This is a genomic window from Halomonas sp. V046 (assembly GCF_052645355.1).
The window spans coordinates 42813-57490 of sequence record NZ_JBQXYF010000017.1; the positions used below are offsets into that span (position 1 = coordinate 42813).

Annotated in this window: 12 protein-coding genes; 5 read left to right on the forward strand and 7 right to left on the reverse strand. The window is 64.3% G+C overall.

Features of this window, described 5'->3' with window-relative positions:
- Positions 1-35: 35 nt before the first annotated feature.
- Both ACUN9Y_RS19480 and ACUN9Y_RS19485 read right to left on the reverse strand, forming a co-directional pair.
- On the reverse strand, positions 36-1487 hold the full coding sequence (locus ACUN9Y_RS19480; protein ID WP_445462396.1) for an aminotransferase: 1452 nt from the start codon (positions 1485-1487) through the stop codon (positions 36-38).
- A gap of 718 nt (positions 1488-2205) precedes the next feature.
- Positions 2206-3027 carry a hypothetical protein gene (locus ACUN9Y_RS19485; protein WP_445462397.1) on the reverse strand — a complete coding sequence of 274 codons (822 nt, stop codon included), beginning with the start codon at positions 3025-3027 and terminating at the stop codon, positions 2206-2208.
- Here ACUN9Y_RS19485 and ACUN9Y_RS19490 point away from each other — a divergent pair.
- Positions 3011-4147, forward strand: a complete 1137-nt coding sequence (locus tag ACUN9Y_RS19490) for an autotransporter domain-containing protein (RefSeq protein WP_445462398.1) — start codon at positions 3011-3013, stop codon at positions 4145-4147. The two genes, ACUN9Y_RS19485 and ACUN9Y_RS19490, sit on opposite strands and share 17 nt — an antisense overlap.
- A gap of 26 nt (positions 4148-4173) precedes the next feature.
- Here the strand turns inward: ACUN9Y_RS19490 and ACUN9Y_RS19495 are convergent, their stop codons facing one another.
- A complete protein-coding gene (locus tag ACUN9Y_RS19495; RefSeq protein WP_445462399.1) occupies positions 4174-4998 on the reverse strand; it encodes a response regulator transcription factor in 825 nt (274 codons plus the stop codon).
- Between the two features lie 146 nt (positions 4999-5144).
- On the opposite strand from ACUN9Y_RS19495, the gene ACUN9Y_RS19500 reads away from it, so the two are divergent.
- Entirely contained in the window at positions 5145-6506 is a 1362-nt protein-coding gene (locus ACUN9Y_RS19500) for an MFS transporter (protein WP_445462400.1), read from the forward strand.
- Positions 6506-7267 carry a sulfite exporter TauE/SafE family protein gene (locus ACUN9Y_RS19505; protein WP_445462401.1) on the forward strand — a complete coding sequence of 254 codons (762 nt, stop codon included), beginning with the start codon at positions 6506-6508 and terminating at the stop codon, positions 7265-7267. Before ACUN9Y_RS19500 ends, ACUN9Y_RS19505 begins: the two co-directional genes overlap by 1 nt.
- A gap of 201 nt (positions 7268-7468) precedes the next feature.
- On the opposite strand, the gene ACUN9Y_RS19510 is transcribed toward ACUN9Y_RS19505, so the two are convergent.
- On the reverse strand, positions 7469-8086 hold the full coding sequence (locus ACUN9Y_RS19510) for a flavin reductase family protein (protein ID WP_445462402.1): 618 nt from the start codon (positions 8084-8086) through the stop codon (positions 7469-7471).
- Positions 8087-8327: 241 nt separating this feature from the next.
- Complete coding sequence (locus tag ACUN9Y_RS19515) at positions 8328-9602, reverse strand: E22 family MetX-like putative esterase (RefSeq protein ID WP_445462403.1); 1275 nt, start codon at positions 9600-9602, stop codon at positions 8328-8330.
- 201 nt (positions 9603-9803) lie between these two features.
- Here ACUN9Y_RS19515 and ACUN9Y_RS19520 point away from each other — a divergent pair, with 201 nt between their 5' ends.
- Both ACUN9Y_RS19520 and ACUN9Y_RS19525 read left to right on the forward strand, forming a co-directional pair.
- Positions 9804-10364 (forward strand): retropepsin-like aspartic protease family protein, encoded by a 561-nt coding sequence (locus ACUN9Y_RS19520; RefSeq protein WP_445462404.1) that lies wholly within the window; start codon positions 9804-9806, stop codon positions 10362-10364.
- A gap of 36 nt (positions 10365-10400) precedes the next feature.
- Positions 10401-11432, forward strand: a complete 1032-nt coding sequence (locus tag ACUN9Y_RS19525) for an NAD(P)H-dependent flavin oxidoreductase (protein ID WP_445462405.1) — start codon at positions 10401-10403, stop codon at positions 11430-11432.
- 159 nt (positions 11433-11591) lie between these two features.
- Here the strand turns inward: ACUN9Y_RS19525 and ACUN9Y_RS19530 are convergent, their stop codons facing one another.
- Both ACUN9Y_RS19530 and ACUN9Y_RS19535 read right to left on the reverse strand, forming a co-directional pair.
- Positions 11592-12515, reverse strand: a complete 924-nt coding sequence (locus tag ACUN9Y_RS19530; RefSeq protein ID WP_445462406.1) for a carbon-nitrogen hydrolase family protein — start codon at positions 12513-12515, stop codon at positions 11592-11594.
- Positions 12516-12540: 25 nt separating this feature from the next.
- Complete coding sequence (locus ACUN9Y_RS19535) at positions 12541-14100, reverse strand: sodium:solute symporter family protein (protein WP_445462407.1); 1560 nt, start codon at positions 14098-14100, stop codon at positions 12541-12543.
- Positions 14101-14678: the final 578 nt, after the last annotated feature.

Below are 14678 nucleotides of genomic sequence, written 5' to 3' on the forward strand. Positions count from 1 at the left end.
GGTGTTCGGGTCGCGCTGCCGGCACGTGCGCAGGCCTACAGGAAACCGTCGGCCTTGAGCGAGTCGGTGGTGGCCGCGAGCGCCTCATCCAGGATCGCGACGGCGGTATCGACGGTCTCTCGGGTCCAGATCAGAGGAGGAGAGACGACGTTCAGGTGGCCCACCGGACGAATGATCAGGCCGCGTTTCTGGGCCTCGAAGGCGACGCGATCGCCGACCCTGGCGTCGACCGGGAACAGCGCCTTGGTCGCTTTGTTGGCGACGTTCTCGATGCACATCATGAAGTGGCTTCCACGCACATCGCCGACCGTTTCGTGGTGAGCCAGCCCCTGCAGAGCCTGCTCCAGGTACGGGCCAACGTCGCGCACATTGGCACAGATCGCTTCACGCTCGAGGATTTCGATATTCATGAGTGCGGCGGCGCAGCTGACGGGGTGGCCCGAGTAGGTGAAGCCGGTACTGAGGACCCCGCCCTTGCCCTGGGGAGTTCCCAGCACGTCGTAGAGCTCGTCGGAGATCAAGGTGGCGCCTAGAGGGGCATAGCCCGATGACAGTCCTTTGGCGATATTGATGATGTCCGGACGGGTGTCGAAGACGTCTTCGGAGGCAAAGAAATGTCCGAGCCGGCCGAAGCCCGTGACCACTTCGTCGGCGATAAACAATATGCCGTTGGCCCGACACGCTGCCTGCATGCGGGCGTGGTAGCCGCGGGGAGCGACTAGAACACCGCCGGCGCCCATGATCGGCTCGGCGATGAAGGCGGCGATGTTGTCGGCGCCAATATCGGCGATGGTGGCCTCGAATTCTTCGACCAGATGGTCGCAGTAGGCGTCTTCGCTCATGCCATCGGGGCGACGATAGAGATTGGCTTCGCTTACGTGGGTAACCAGGTGGTCGAGCGTATCGAATTCCCAGTTGTTGCTGGCGATACCGGTCAGGCTGGCGGCCAGATAAGTGGTGCCGTGGTAGGCGTTGTTGCGCGACAGGATGCGCTTCTTGGTCGGCTTGCCGAGGCGATTGAAGTAGTAGTGCACCAGACGAATGGTGGCATCGTTGGCGGTGGAGCCGCCGCAGGTATAGAAGACGTGGTTGAGATGGCTCGGCGCCAGTTCGGCGAGCTTGGCCGCGAGCTGGGCCGCCGGTGCGTTCGACAGGTTGTTGAACGTCGAAAAGTAGGCCATGCGGGTGGCCTGGTCGGCCATGGCCCGGCCGATTTCCGCACGGCCATGGCCGACGTTGACACACCAGAGCCCCGCGATGCCATCGATGAAGCGGTTGCCGTGCACATCGGCGACGTAGATGCCATCGCTATCGGTGATCATTTCCGACCCCTTGTCATGAAACTGACTGAAGTCGGTAAACGGGTGGATGAAGTGATCCTTGTCCTGTTGCCACAGGGCCTCGGCGTCGAGTGCCGGGCGGGCGGTGACGGATGTCGTGGTGGTCGATGTGGCCTTGGCGTGGCAAGAAGGGGTCGATGTTGTCATTGGTTGGCCTCCTGTTGAGATGAGGCCAGTCTGCGTAGGTCGGCTGTGCACGCGACATATCCTTATGGGGGTATGTCGGATCGTTGGCGCTACGTCGTGGACGCGTCGGTAGTCCGGGCGCCCGGCGCAGCACTGTCCAGGCGTGGTAACGGCATCTCGCCGTGTTCGGCGCTCAGGCAACAGGCGCTGGTCCCGGTGACACGGTCGCGGCCTGCGGGGAACCGCAGGCGTCATCGCGGCGCGCCCCGGTCGGTGGTAATCTTAAGCTGAATTAGCATAGATTTGTCTCGCCAAGGCTACGGCGGTCAGACAGTTTTCATCGTCCTCTCTTCCGGATCACTTACATGTTGTCGCGTGCTCTGCCCCTGCCTGTGGGCATTCTTCTTGTCGGTTTGATGGCCTTCTCCGCGCCTGCTCTCGCGGCCAAGTGCAGTGGTTCCGGTGGCCTGGCTTTCATAGGTACCACCAACGACGCTTCGCGTTCGGTATGGCTATCGGGCACGTCGGGCGGTGATTTCGGCCTCGATGCTGCCCAGGGCAATCAGAGCATCGATCGCTGGACCAAGAACCCGGGGGGCCTTCACCTGACGCTGTCGCCGGTGGTGTCCAATGGCAATGGCGGGGTGCATAAGCTACTCGACCTGAATGGCGGCAAACCCTGCCAGCTCGATACGCAAAACCAGAAGGGCGGCTTTACCTTGCCCCCCGCGGGGCAGATTCAGCTGCCGAGCCGTCCTGGGATCACGCCGCCTATTGGTGAGATCTTTCCTGATTTCTCCCGCCCCGGAGGCATCACGCCGTCGCTGCCCCAAGGCGTTCGGCCACCGATTGGCAGCTTGCCGCCGTCAGGGGTGATGCCGTCGCGGCCGCCGGGCGTTACGCCGCCCGTGGGAACCTTGCCGCCGTCTGGGGTGATGCCGTCATTGCCCCAAGGCGTTCGGCCACCGATTGGCAGCCTGCCGCCGTCCGGGGTGATGCCGTCGCGTCCTCCGGGCGTCACGCCGCCCGTGGGGACCTTGCCGCCGTCCGGGGTGATGCCGTCGCGGCCGCCGGGCGTCACGCCGCCCGTGGGAACCTTGCCGCCGTCCGGGGTGATGCCGTCGCGTCCACCGGGCGTCACGCCGCCCGTGGGGACCTTGCCGCCGTCCGGGGTGATGCCGTCGCGTCCACCGGGCGTCACGCCGCCCGTGGGAACCTTGCCACCGTCCGGGGTGATGCCGTCATTGCCCCAAGGCGTTCGGCCACCGATTGGCAGCTTGCCGCCGTCCGGGGTGATGCCGTCATTGCCACCGGGCGTCACGCCGCCCGTGGGAACCTTGCCACCGTCCGGGGTGATGCCGTCGCTGCCGCCGGGTGTCACGCCGCCCGTGGGAACCTTGCCGCCGTCCGGGGTGATGCCGTCGCGGCCGCCGGGTGTCACGCCGCCCGTGGGAACCTTGCCACCGTCCGGGGTGATGCCGTCGCTGCCGCCGGGTGTCACGCCGCCCGTGGGAACCTTGCCGCCGTCCGGGGTGATGCCGTCATTGCCCCCAGGTGTCACGCCTCCGCTCGGCTCCCTGACGCCCGAGGGCGGCCGTCCCGGTCAGGGGGTGACCCCGGAAGTCCCGGCGGTGTCGGTGCAATCGGTGGCCTCGGGGCAGGCGCCCCCGGGTTGGGCGCCGCTACCGCCGGGGCGCTGTATCGATCCGCGGTACGACCCTCGCCTCGGCGGACAGCCGCTGGCGGATGGTAGCCTGCCGACGATCAGCTGTCCCCAGTCCGAGCTCCAGAGGCTGGCCGGCCAGCGCTCGATGACGGCGCTGGAAGCGGCGGTTCGCTCCCAGGTCCCTGTCACCCAAGGGCGGCAGGGCGAGCCGTCCTCACCGTGGAACACCTGGGTAGACGCTCGACATCTTGATATCAACGATCGGCGTGATGGCCAGGACCTGGACGGCAAATCCAGCGTGGTGGCCGTCGGGGCAGACCGCTGGGTCGCTGAAGACACCGTTGCCGGGGTCAGTGTCAGTGTCGATTCGAGCCGCAGTGATGGCTTCGGTGGTGCCTGGGAAAACGCCTCAGACGGGTTTAGCGTTTCCCCTTATGTGGCTTATCGGTTGTCACGTGACTGGGCGCTTGACGCTTCCTTGATCTGGCGTTTCGGTGACAATGAGACCGATATCGCCACCCTCGAAGGGGACTACGACACCGAGAGCTTTGGGGGTGCCATCAATGCCCACGGCCAGTATCACTGGGGGGAGGCGCTGCTGCGGCCGACGGTCTCCGTGTACTACTCGCATGAGCGTAGCGACGACTATGACCTGTCCGGAAACGTCTTCGGAGCGCCAGTTCGCGTCGAGGTGCCGGGGGATAGCTGGAACGTCGGCGTGGCCACGCTCAGTGGCGAGGTCAGCCGGCTGTGGACGATCGACCAGGAAAATCTCGTCATGCCCTACCTCGAAGCCGGGGTGGACTGGGCCTTCGAACGTCCCAACGACGGGCGTTACCTGAATGCCGACCTGCAATGGGAGGAGCCGTCGGACTGGACCGGGACTCTGCGTGGTGGTGCTCGTTGGCTGATGGGCGAGGCGACCCTGCTGGAGGTCAGCGCCGGCTATCTCAGCCTCGGCCACGACGACCTGGATGTCTGGGAAGGCCGGCTCTACCTGTCGTACGGTTTCTAGTGCCCGACCCCGGGCCGCGAGTGCCGCTAGTCGCGGCGCTGGCGTGAGATCAACGCCACGTGGTCGAGAAAACAGCGAAACAGCTGGGCCTGACTCGATACGTCCAGGCGCTGGTAGAGGTGCTTGCGGTGGACCTTCACGGTGCCGTCGCTGATGCCGAGCTCGCGGGCGGCGGACTTGGTGGAGTGGCCTGCCAATAGCAGGCGCACGATTTCCTGCTCGCGGGGGGTGAGCTGGCCTTGGCCGAAGCTGGTGAAGGCGGCATCGACGGGCTCTACGGCATCGTTGTCGGTATCGAAGCGCGGGCGCTGCCAGGTCCAGAACTGGGTGAGCAGAGCGGCCGCCACCGGGGTGATGTGGCGCAGGGCCTGAAGAGCGCGACGCGTCAGCGCCGGGGCCTGGTCACCGAACCCCAGCGATACCACGAGCACGGTATCGTCTGCGACCCGAGCGAAAAGGCCCACCTCGTCGCGCAGCCCCAGGGCTCTGTAGTAGTGGGCGTGGTACTCGCTGGCTTCGAAGCGGTCCGGCGCCAGGTCCCTGAGCCGGTGGGCGCCGTTGTCGAGGCCGGCTTCGGTGGCCTGGAACATGGGGTCGAGCAGATAGACTCGACTCAGATAGCGGTCGATGCCCTGTTCGCGCCGATGGGGGGGATAGTTGTCGTGCACCACCAACGGGCGCCCGCGGCCCCGGTAGGCGTGGATGATGACGGTGTCGAAAGGCACCAGCTGACCGAGCGCCTGCTCCAGATGGCGAGGAAAGTCGGCGTCGGCGGCGGTCTGGATCAGGCCGGCCAGGCGCAGGTGCCAATCCTGGCCGGTGGCACCGGCGAGCAGATCCGTGGGAGTCATGGGCGGGTCACATGGTAAAAGCCTGAGGGTAGCACCGCCGCCGTCGGGACTTAAGTCGTTTGCCGGTTCTCGACTCCGCGCATGGCGTGGCGCGGGCCGCGCCAAGGCTGGTATCTTGAGCGTCCCTACGCCAACAGGACGGCGCGATGAGCGTGACGAGTGCAGAGCGAGCTGTGGCCCCCAGTGCCTCACGCCGTGAGATCTTCGGCTGGGCGATGTTCGATTTCGCCAACCAGGCCTATACCCTGCTGATCATTACGGTGGTGTTCGGCGAGCTATTCACCACGGTGATCGTCGGCGACCGTGACGACAACTTCCGGCTAGCCAATCTGCTGTGGAGTCTGGCGCTGGCCGTCAGCTATCTGCTGGTGGTGGTGACCGGGCCGCTATGTGGTGCGGTCATGGACTACCGCGCCGAGAAGAAGCGTTTCTTGTTCGTGAGTTACCTGGCCACCGTGGCGACGACGGCCATGCTCTATTTCGTCGAGCCTGGTTATGTGGTGCTGGGGCTTTTGTTGATCATCTTCTCCAACTACGCCTATTCCATGGGCGAGTCCTTCATCGCGGCTTTCCTGCCGGGCCTCGGACCGCCGGAAAAACTCGGTGGAATCTCCGGCTTCGGTTGGGCACTGGGCTACATCGGTGGGCTGGTGGCGGCGGGTTTCACTCTGACGGTGCTGGGTGAGGCGACCGAGGATAACTTCGAGCGCATTCGCTGGGTGGGTCCCTTCGCCGCGGGCTTCTTTCTGGTCGCGGCCATTCCCACCTTTGCGTGGCTCAAGGAGCGCGGCCAGTCACAGCCGGTGGCGGTGTCCTTCACCCAGATCGCCTGGCGCCGGGTATCGACCACCCTGCACGAGCTGCGTCATTTTCGGGACCTGGGGATCTTCCTGGTCTCGCTGCTGTTCTCGATGGCCGGGGTCTACATCGTGATTGCCTTCGCCTTCATCTATGGCGCCCAGGTGATCGGCTGGGATGCCACCACCCGCAATCTGATGTTCATCATCGTTCAGCTCACCGCCGCCGCCGGGGCGCTCGGCTTTGGCGTGATACAGGACCGCATCGGCACTCGAGTCACCTACCTGTTCACCTTGGTGCTATGGGTGCTGGCGATTCTGTCGATCTGGGCAACTCCCCAGGTCACGGAGTGGCTCAATGCGACCTTCGGACTGGCCTGGGAGGCGCAGCAACTGTTCTTGGTGGTGGGGTGTCTCGCCGGTCTGAGCCTCGGCTCCAGCCAGTCTGCGAGTCGCGTGCTGGTGGGGCTGTTTTCACCGGCGCAGAAGTCGGCGGAGTTCTTCGGTTTCTGGGGCCTGGCCAACAAGCTAGCCGGCGTGGTAGGGATCGTCGGGCTTGGGCTGTTGCAGGCCGTGGTCGGCCTGCAGGCCTCTATTCTGCTATGCGCAGCCTTTTTCGTTCTCGCCATCGTGATCTGTCTGAAGGTCAACGAAGCCCGTGGACGGCAAGCGGCTCGAGACTGGGAGTCGCGCCGTGAGGGCGGGGTCTGATGGGGCTATCACTGGACGCTGCCGGTCTGGCCATGGTCACGGCCATCTTCGTGCTGGCAGGTGTCGTCAAGGGCGTCCTCGGCATGGGAATGCCGACCATTTTGCTGGCGCTGTTGACCGCCACCCTGGGCTTGCCGGTAGCCATGGCGCTGATGCTGGTGCCCACGGTGGTCACCAACCTGTGGCAGGCCCTGCGCGGCGGCCATCTGCTTGCCCTGTGTCGGCGTCTGTGGCCCTTTCTGCTGACCGCATCGCTGGCGGTGTGGCCGGGGGTATGGGTACTGGCTAGTGTCGATGCCCGTTGGTTGTCGCTGTTGCTCGGCGGCTTGTTGATGCTCTATGCGGTGATGAACTTGCGCCGCCGGTCGCTGCGTCTCGTCGGCAACCCTGTTCAAGCCTGCGTGACAGGCGCACTCAATGGTGTGCTGACGGGCATGACTGGCTCCAGCGTCTTTCCGGGCGTGCCGTATCTGCAGGCTATCGGGTTACCGCGAGATGCTCTGGTGCAGGCCATGGGCCTGCTGTTCAGTCTCTCGACGTTGAGTCTTGCCCTGGCGCTCAACGAGCGTGCGCTGCTCTCGGCGGAGTTGCTCGGTGGCTCGCTGGTCGCCGTGGTGCCCGCCTTCATTGGCATGGGCCTCGGGCAGTGGTGGCGCCGGCGCCTGTCCGAGGCGAGGTTTCGGCAGGTCTTCCTGGTCGGCTTGCTGGTACTCGGCGCCTATCTGTGCCTGCTCTCTCTTCTCAGGCCTTCCATGGGGTAGGCGCTTGCTGCCACGGCACGCGAGTGATGATCCGCCTCGAGACCGTGGCCGCTGTCTCGAACGTGGCCGCTGTCTCGAACGTGGCCGCTGTCGCTCGGCCAGCGTCAGCCGGGTGTCGCCCTTGCCGCCGCCACCAGTGCGTCAGTGACTATCTTGTGGCGATGGTCGGGCAGGGGGCTTCCCGTGGCTAACAGCGCTTCGCTACTTCGGTCGCTCGAGGGCGAACAGGTCCGTGCAGCGGATGTAGTCGCTGCCCGCCATGCGGCCAATGGGCTTGAGCGCCTCGACCCCCACGTGGCGCCCGTCCCAGACCTCGGGGGCGGCGTGTATCACGGTGACCTCGGCCAGCACCAGATTGCCGGCCAGGGGGGAGTCGCCGAAATGGAGGATATCTCTAAGCTTGCAACCAAAGGCGATCGGGGCTTCGGCGATGCGCGGCACCCGCAAGTCACCGAGCGGGGCCTTGGTCAGCCCCGCGTGCTCGAACTCGTCATCCTGGGGTGGCAGGCTGGCGCTGGTGGCGTTGAGCGCTTGAGCCAGGGCCTCTCCGCCGATATGGACCACGCATTCGCCGACATCCTTGAGGTTGGCGATGGTGTCTTTGGTCGCTCCTTCGCCGTTGAGCAGCGGCGAAAACGCAAGAACAGGAGGAGCGACGCTGGCGACGGTGAAAAACGAGAAGGGGGCCAGGTTGGCGTGGCCGTCTTTGCTGATGGTGGAGACCCAGGCGATGGGGCGCGGGGCAATAGCACCGGAGAACAGGCGGTAGAGAATGCCGCTGTCGAGCTCGCTGGCAGTGAGAGTGGCGTCGTCGTTCACAGAGGTTCCTCGTGATGGGCCGTCAATTGGCGGCAGGTTGGGACGATACGGGTATCCGAACACGCGACGCCCGTCGCGTAAAGTCGCTCGCCCAGGAGTCGCGCACCGCTGGCGTCGCCTGCCGTTCGCGCACCAGCGTTACCTTCAGCGCCCGACCCATGGCCGCGAGCGAGCCACTCGCGCAGCGCCTGCGCCATTACCGTGTGATGGCGCAGGCGCAGGCGCAGAGGAGGTGGTGGGGTCAGGGCGATGGGACCGGGGCGTCGAGGAAATCCCCGATCCTTTTCGCCGCCTGGGCGATGCTGACCACGCCGTCGATGTGGCCACGATCGCCCTTCAGCACCTCGAGGTCCACGGGAGTACCATCGGCTGCGATCAACCGGGCCGTCTCGCGCACCGACTCGGGGGCGAAGACCAGGTCGTCCTCGCTGTAGAGAATCAGCGTCGGTGCCTCGATGGCGGCAAGCCCGGCAGCCGCGTCGCCGGCGTGGCCGGGGGTGAAGGTCTGGTTGGCCTTGACCAGGTAAAGCAGGTGATTGGCGTCAGCGGTGCTGGCCCTTGCCGCGGAGATATCGTCCAGCGTCGCCTCGACGGCGTATTCGGCATCAAGATCGCCGGCGGGATCTTCCTCCGGGGTGGCCCAGCTGAGATCGAAGGCAGCATCGGCCCAGCGCCAGTGATTGGCCTGCAGCGTCACCAGCCGCAATGATTCGGCGAGGCCATCGAGCGGCGGTTCGCTGGCGTAGTAATCGCCGCCATTCCACTTGGCATCGAGGCGGATCGGCATCGCCCAACTATCGAGGCTCGCGATCAGCCAAGGATCCGCCACGCCGGATCCGATGACCGGAATCAGCCGCTCGACCCGCTCGGGGTAGGCGCTGGCCCATTCGTAGGCCTGCAGGGCGCCCATGGATGCCCCCATCACCGCGTGTAGTCGTTCGATGCCAAGCTCGTCGAGCAGCGCCGCCTGGACGTTGACGAAGTCTCCGATGGTCACTACCGGGAAGTCGGTGCCCCAGGGCTCTCCGGTCGCTGGATTGAGGGTGGCGGGGCCTGTCGTCGTGACCCGAGGGTCGTGGGCGTTGAGGTTGACCAGGGTATCCGAGGAGATGACGTAGTAGCGATCGGTGTCCACTGCCTTGCCGGGGCCAATGATCGCATCCCAGTAGCCGGGGGCGGCATCGTCTTCGGTGTAGCGTCCCGCCGCATGGCTGGTGGCGGAAAAAAAGTGGGTGATCAGGATGGCGTTGTCCCGGGCGGCATTGAGTTCGCCATAGGCTTCCCAGCCGACTCGGACCGGGGCGATGGTTTTCCCGCCGAGGGTCGTGTAGCTCGGCATCTCGAAGACCTGTTTCTCGACGCCATCGAAGGCCTGTGCCGCAAATGCCGGCAAGCCAAGCAGACCCACTACCAGGCCGCTGGCGACGGCGGTGGCCGCCAGCGAGGTGCCGCGCGGGAGGAGGTGCCGCCGAAGGCTGGAGCGTGGGTCTGGTCGGCGACGAGGGCCGTGGGTCATTGGCGTTTCGTGACGTAAGGCAATGCTGTCGCGGTCGGTGTGACACGGGCGCGTATGGAGTGAGCTAGTGGAAACTGTCATGATAAACCGTCCCTGGATTGGCAGATGGCGATGCTCGTTGCACCGTGGCTGTCAGTACAGTCGCCATCACCGCAGCCCGCCATACGGCGTTGGTCGTCTGGCGTACCCCAAGGAGAGAGGATGACTCGGCGACACGCCACCCGCCGCCCGGGACTCGCCATGCTGATTCTGTTCTGGGGCCTGTTCATTGGCCTGGGGGCCTGGTGGGCTCAGGGCTGGCTGGACGAGAAGATGAACCCCAATGCGCACCTGCAGAGCGTCGCGCCGGGTGAGCCGTTGACGCTCAAGCGCGGCCCGGGGGGCCATTTTGTTGCGCCGGGCAGGATCAATGGGCAGGAGGTCACGTTCCTGCTCGATACCGGCGCGACGCGAGTGGCACTGCCGGACAGTCTGGCCGACGAGCTGGGGCTAAAGAGCGAAGGTAGCGCCTGGTTTCGTACCGCCAACGGACGAGTACGTGGCGACTTGGCGACGCTCGAGCGGGTCAGCCTGGCCGGACTCGAGGCTCGCAACGTGCCGGGCTCCATCAGCCCGGGCCTTGAGGATGATATGGTGCTGCTCGGCATGAGCTTTCTTGGACGATTCGATATCGCCATGCGCGGCGATACCCTGACCCTGTCGCCGCCGGCCTCGGTGAATTCGCCGCCGCCTAGCGCGACCAAGGGCAAGGACGGTCGCTGATTCACGTTTGACCTATTTCCCAGGAGAACCCGACACATGTCTCTGATGCGCCGAATTGGCCTTCGACTGCCGATCTTCCAGGCCCCCATGGCCGGCTCACAGGACCAGGCTCTGGCCAGCGCGATTACGCGGGCAGGCGGCCTCGGGGCGCTGCCTGCCGCGATGCTGTCCGTCGAGGCGCTGGATCGTGCCCTGGCGGAGCTGAAAGGCGACGGTCCGCTCAACGTCAACTTCTTCTGTCATCGGCCGCCCGAGGCGCAGGCGGAGCGCTTGAGCGCCTGGCACCGGCTCCTGGCGCCCTTTCATGAGGAGTTGGGTATCGCGCCGCCACCGCCCTCGGACGATCCGGGGCGACGGCCCTTCGATGCCGAGGCCTGTGACCTGGTCGAGCGCCATCGACCGAAGGTGGTGAGCTTCCATTTCGGCCTGCCAGAGCCCGCGTTGCTGGGGCGGGTCAAGGATAGCGGGGCGCTGGTGGTGTCCACCGCGACTACCGTGGACGAGGCGCGTTGGCTTGAGGCCCATGGGGCAGATGCGATCATCGCCCAGGGCATCGAAGCGGGGGGCCATCGTGGCCATTTTCTGTCTGACGACCTTGGCCTGCAGCTCGGTACCCTGGCACTGGTGCCGCAGATCGTGGATAGCGTGACGGTGCCCGTGATTGCCGCCGGTGGCATCGGCGAGCCGCGCGGGGTCGCCGCGGCCCTGGCGCTGGGCGCCGAGGCGGTGCAGGTGGGAACGGCCTTCCTGTGCTGCCCGGAGGCCACCACACGAGCGGTCCACCGGCGTGCGCTGCTCGAGGCCGAGGCGCCAACGGCGTTGACCAACCTGTTTTCGGGGCGTCCGGCCCGCGGGATCGTCAATCGGCTGATGCGAGAGCTTGGCCCGATGAACGACCGGGTCCCCGATTTTCCCCTGGCGCCGGCAGGCCTGTGTGAACTGCGGGCCGCGGGAGAAGCCAACCACAGCGGTGATTTTTCCCCGCTGTGGTCGGGGCAGAACCGCCGAGGGTGCCGTGAGGTGCCGGCGGCGGAACAGCTGGCCTGGTTGGCCGAGGGGCTGCACTAGGCCTCGCGGGAAGGCTTGGCCGACGCCATCATCTGCGACCAGGGCAGTAGGCCAGAATGGCCCTTTGTCCTGGCATCGGCCTATTCTGGTCGCTCTTCCTTGGCCTGCTCACTTGGCCAGCTCACTTGACCAGCTCATGTGGCCTGCTCAGGGCGCCGGTCATAGCACCGGCTTCTTTGCCTCTCGGTCGACCCGGACCGAGAGGACGTCGGGGCGGGCGTAGTGGCCGACGGCGTCGAAGTCGAGCTTACTCTTCACCAGGCTGGCCCGATCGATGTTGGCGTAGATCACACAGCTGCGGTCGAAGATCGGTCCCGCCACGACCTCCCCGAGCGGGCCGACGATCACACTGCCACCTCGCATCAGCACGTAATCGGGGTCGTCGGAAAGGACGCAGCGATACTCGTCGTCAAAGTCGCCCCGTCTGAGGTACTGGCAGGCGCTCAGCACATAGCAGCGGCCTTCCATGGCGATATGCTGCATGGAGGGCAGCCAGGTGTCGCGGCTGTCGGCGGTTGGCGCACAATAGAGTTCGATGCCCTGGTCGTACATGACGGCGCGCAAGGCCGGCATATAGTTTTCCCAGCAGATGACCGCGCCGACTTTGCCCAGGCTGCAGTCGACCACGTCGAGTGTGGAGCCGTCGCCAAACCCCCAGACCAGACGTTCGGATCCCGTCGGCATCAATTTGCGGCGTTTGCCGATAATGCCACGCACCGGGTCGATGAAGACGACCGTGCAGTAAAGTGTCGCGCCACCCCGTTCGATGATGCCAATCACCACGAACACGTTGTTGTCGCCGGCAGATTTCTCGATTTCGGCAAGCTCGGGCCCCGCCATGTCGATGGCGCCATCGTAATAACGCAGATAGTCGTCACGTCCCTCGGGCAGGCGCGTGCCCACTGGGGCATCGAAGGTCATCCCCTTGGGGTAGGTACCGAGAAAGGCCTCCGGAAAGACAACCAGTTCAGCGGCCTCGCCGGACGCCTCCTCAATAAGTCGCAGGCACTTTTGCGTCGTGGCCGCGGCATCGAAGGGCACGCTGCTGTCCTGCACGACGGCGACTCTGATCTCGGGTTTCATGGTCTCATCCTATCGGTATGGGGAGTCAGGCGGGGCCGCCTGGTGTCCCGGTCTTGGGCGAGTCACTGGTGTCGACCAGAGCACCATCGTCGCCTGGCCGGTCAAGGTTGTTGCGCAAGTAGGTGTCAAACATGTCATGAAACTCCCGCAGGGATGTTTCCGGTACCGAAGGGGTGCGCCTGCTGACCACCCAGGTCACCGCAATGTTCAGCAAAAAGCCGCTGATCCCGGGACCCAAGGGAATCTCTGGGCGAAAGATCGCGACGATGGCCATGACCGAGGTGCCGCACACGAGACCGTAGAAGGCTCCCTGTTCGGTGATGCTGCGCAGATGAAGAACGCCCAGCGCCGAAGGAACCAGTTGTAACCCCAGGCCGAAGCCAAGGGAGGCGACCGGCACGAGAAAGCCGGTGCCGCCGGGAAGCAGGGCAAGAACGAAGACGAGGGCCGTCAGGCTGGCGACGACCAGGCGCGTGACTCGCGTGATGCCGGCGCTGCTCAGGGGCTGCTGGCGCCGCGAATCGATGATGTCCTCGGCGACCAGGCTGGCAGACGACAGCAATTGACTGTTGATGGTAGAGATAGCCGCCGCCAGGATGCCCGCGACCACCAGCGCGCCAAGCAGCGGGAGATGCGCACTGAAGATCAACGGCAGTATGGTATCGCTCTTGGCATCACTGACACCGGGAGCCACTCCTGGCAGCACGGCGGCCATACCGACGAGCAACGGGATGATTGCCATCATCCAGGAGTTCCAGAAAGGCGTCATGATTGACACCTTGCCGAGCACTTCGGCGGAAGATGCCGAGTAGAATTTTTGCCACATGTGCGGCAGTACCCAGGCGCCGAACCCGAGGCTTAGCCATAGCTCCATCATCTTCAGGGGATGGCCGGAGTTGACCACCAGGCTCGGTTTGAGCTCTGCGATGCGGATGAACATCTGGCTACCACCCGAGAGATTCACCACGTAGACGGCGGTAAAAATGAGGATGGACGCGAAGAAGATGCCCATGAAGGAATCGGTCCAGGCGGTTCCCTTGAAACCCGCCCAGAGGACGATGACGCCGACCATGACGGAGGTGACGCTGACCCCTATGAAATAGGGGATACCGCCGTCTGTCAGGGCTTCCAGCGCTCTGGCGCCACCACTCACCTGAATCAGCATCACCGGCACCATGGCGACAATGCCTGTCAGTGCCACGGCGATTCGAAGGCGACCGCTATGGTAGTAGCGCTCGATCATCTGGCCCGGGGTGATGAAGCCATAGCGCTTGCCGGCAAGCCAGATACGCGTACCGAATAGCCAGACGAAGATGCCATGGAAGATGGTCCATACGGCAAAACCGACAAACCAGACCCCTTCCCGAAAGTAGGAGCCGAAGGCACCCAGTAGCGTCCAGGTGGAAAAGTAGGTCGCTCCCATGGAGAGCAGCAGCACGATGGTTCCCATCGACCGACCACCGATGATGAAGCCTTCGCTAGAGGAATTGGAGGACCCACCGTCGCTGCGTTTTGCATAGAAGGAAATGACGAGAAAGGCCACCAGAAAAGCCAGCAGCGTGGAAATGGTGATGGCGTTATTCATGGCCATCTTCCTGTATGAGCGGGCGTCGCCGAAGGGCGTTGATCAACGGGCGGAAGTAGAGCGGGTAAATAGCGATAGTGCAAAGTGTCAGAATGACATTGCAAGCAAGGGTCAGGGCCAAGGGCTGGGGGAGTCCCGCTATCATGGTTTGATCATTGAAGATGCCGAAGTACGGTAGCCACGTCAGAGACAGACAGATTGTTATTAGAGTCCAGAGCATCTTTCTTGCGATGGTCATGGCGTCCCTCCCAGATGTTTTCGATGTGCCGTGGTCTTGTTTCGTGGAGCGTGTTTCGTGTTGGAAACGCTATTGTGGCTTGTTCGGAAGTCGAGTGATCGGAAGTCGATTGTGCCGAGATGGCGTGGTTATAAGAAATCCAGTCTCTCGATGACATTGTAGGATGTTGGATAATGGATAGGCAGCGTGAAATGGTTTCTTTCTATTGGCTGTCGAGCATTCCGGCGATGTTTTCGTGGAATTGTGGGGAGAAGCTTTGTTGTTGAATTTAAATGATATTTATTCTGTGATGACGGGGTGTGTTGAGCGAGCGAATATGCATTCGGGTTGTCAGGCTGTT

Bases quoted from the DNA above. Each gene is read 5' to 3' on its own strand.
- ACUN9Y_RS19530 (WP_445462406.1), bottom strand. From the start codon at position 12,515: ATGAAACCCGAGATCAGAGTCGCCGTCGTGCAGGACAGCAGCGTGCCC.
- ACUN9Y_RS19520 (WP_445462404.1), top strand. From the start codon at position 9,804: ATGACTCGGCGACACGCCACCCGCCGCCCGGGACTCGCCATGCTGATT.
- ACUN9Y_RS19525 (WP_445462405.1), top strand. From the start codon at position 10,401: ATGTCTCTGATGCGCCGAATTGGCCTTCGACTGCCGATCTTCCAGGCC.
- ACUN9Y_RS19505 (WP_445462401.1), top strand. From the start codon at position 6,506: ATGGGGCTATCACTGGACGCTGCCGGTCTGGCCATGGTCACGGCCATC.
- ACUN9Y_RS19515 (WP_445462403.1), bottom strand. From the start codon at position 9,602: ATGACCCACGGCCCTCGTCGCCGACCAGACCCACGCTCCAGCCTTCGG.
- ACUN9Y_RS19500 (WP_445462400.1), top strand. From the start codon at position 5,145: ATGAGCGTGACGAGTGCAGAGCGAGCTGTGGCCCCCAGTGCCTCACGC.
- ACUN9Y_RS19535 (WP_445462407.1), bottom strand. From the start codon at position 14,100: ATGAATAACGCCATCACCATTTCCACGCTGCTGGCTTTTCTGGTGGCC.
- ACUN9Y_RS19495 (WP_445462399.1), bottom strand. From the start codon at position 4,998: ATGACTCCCACGGATCTGCTCGCCGGTGCCACCGGCCAGGATTGGCAC.
- ACUN9Y_RS19480 (WP_445462396.1), bottom strand. From the start codon at position 1,487: ATGACAACATCGACCCCTTCTTGCCACGCCAAGGCCACATCGACCACC.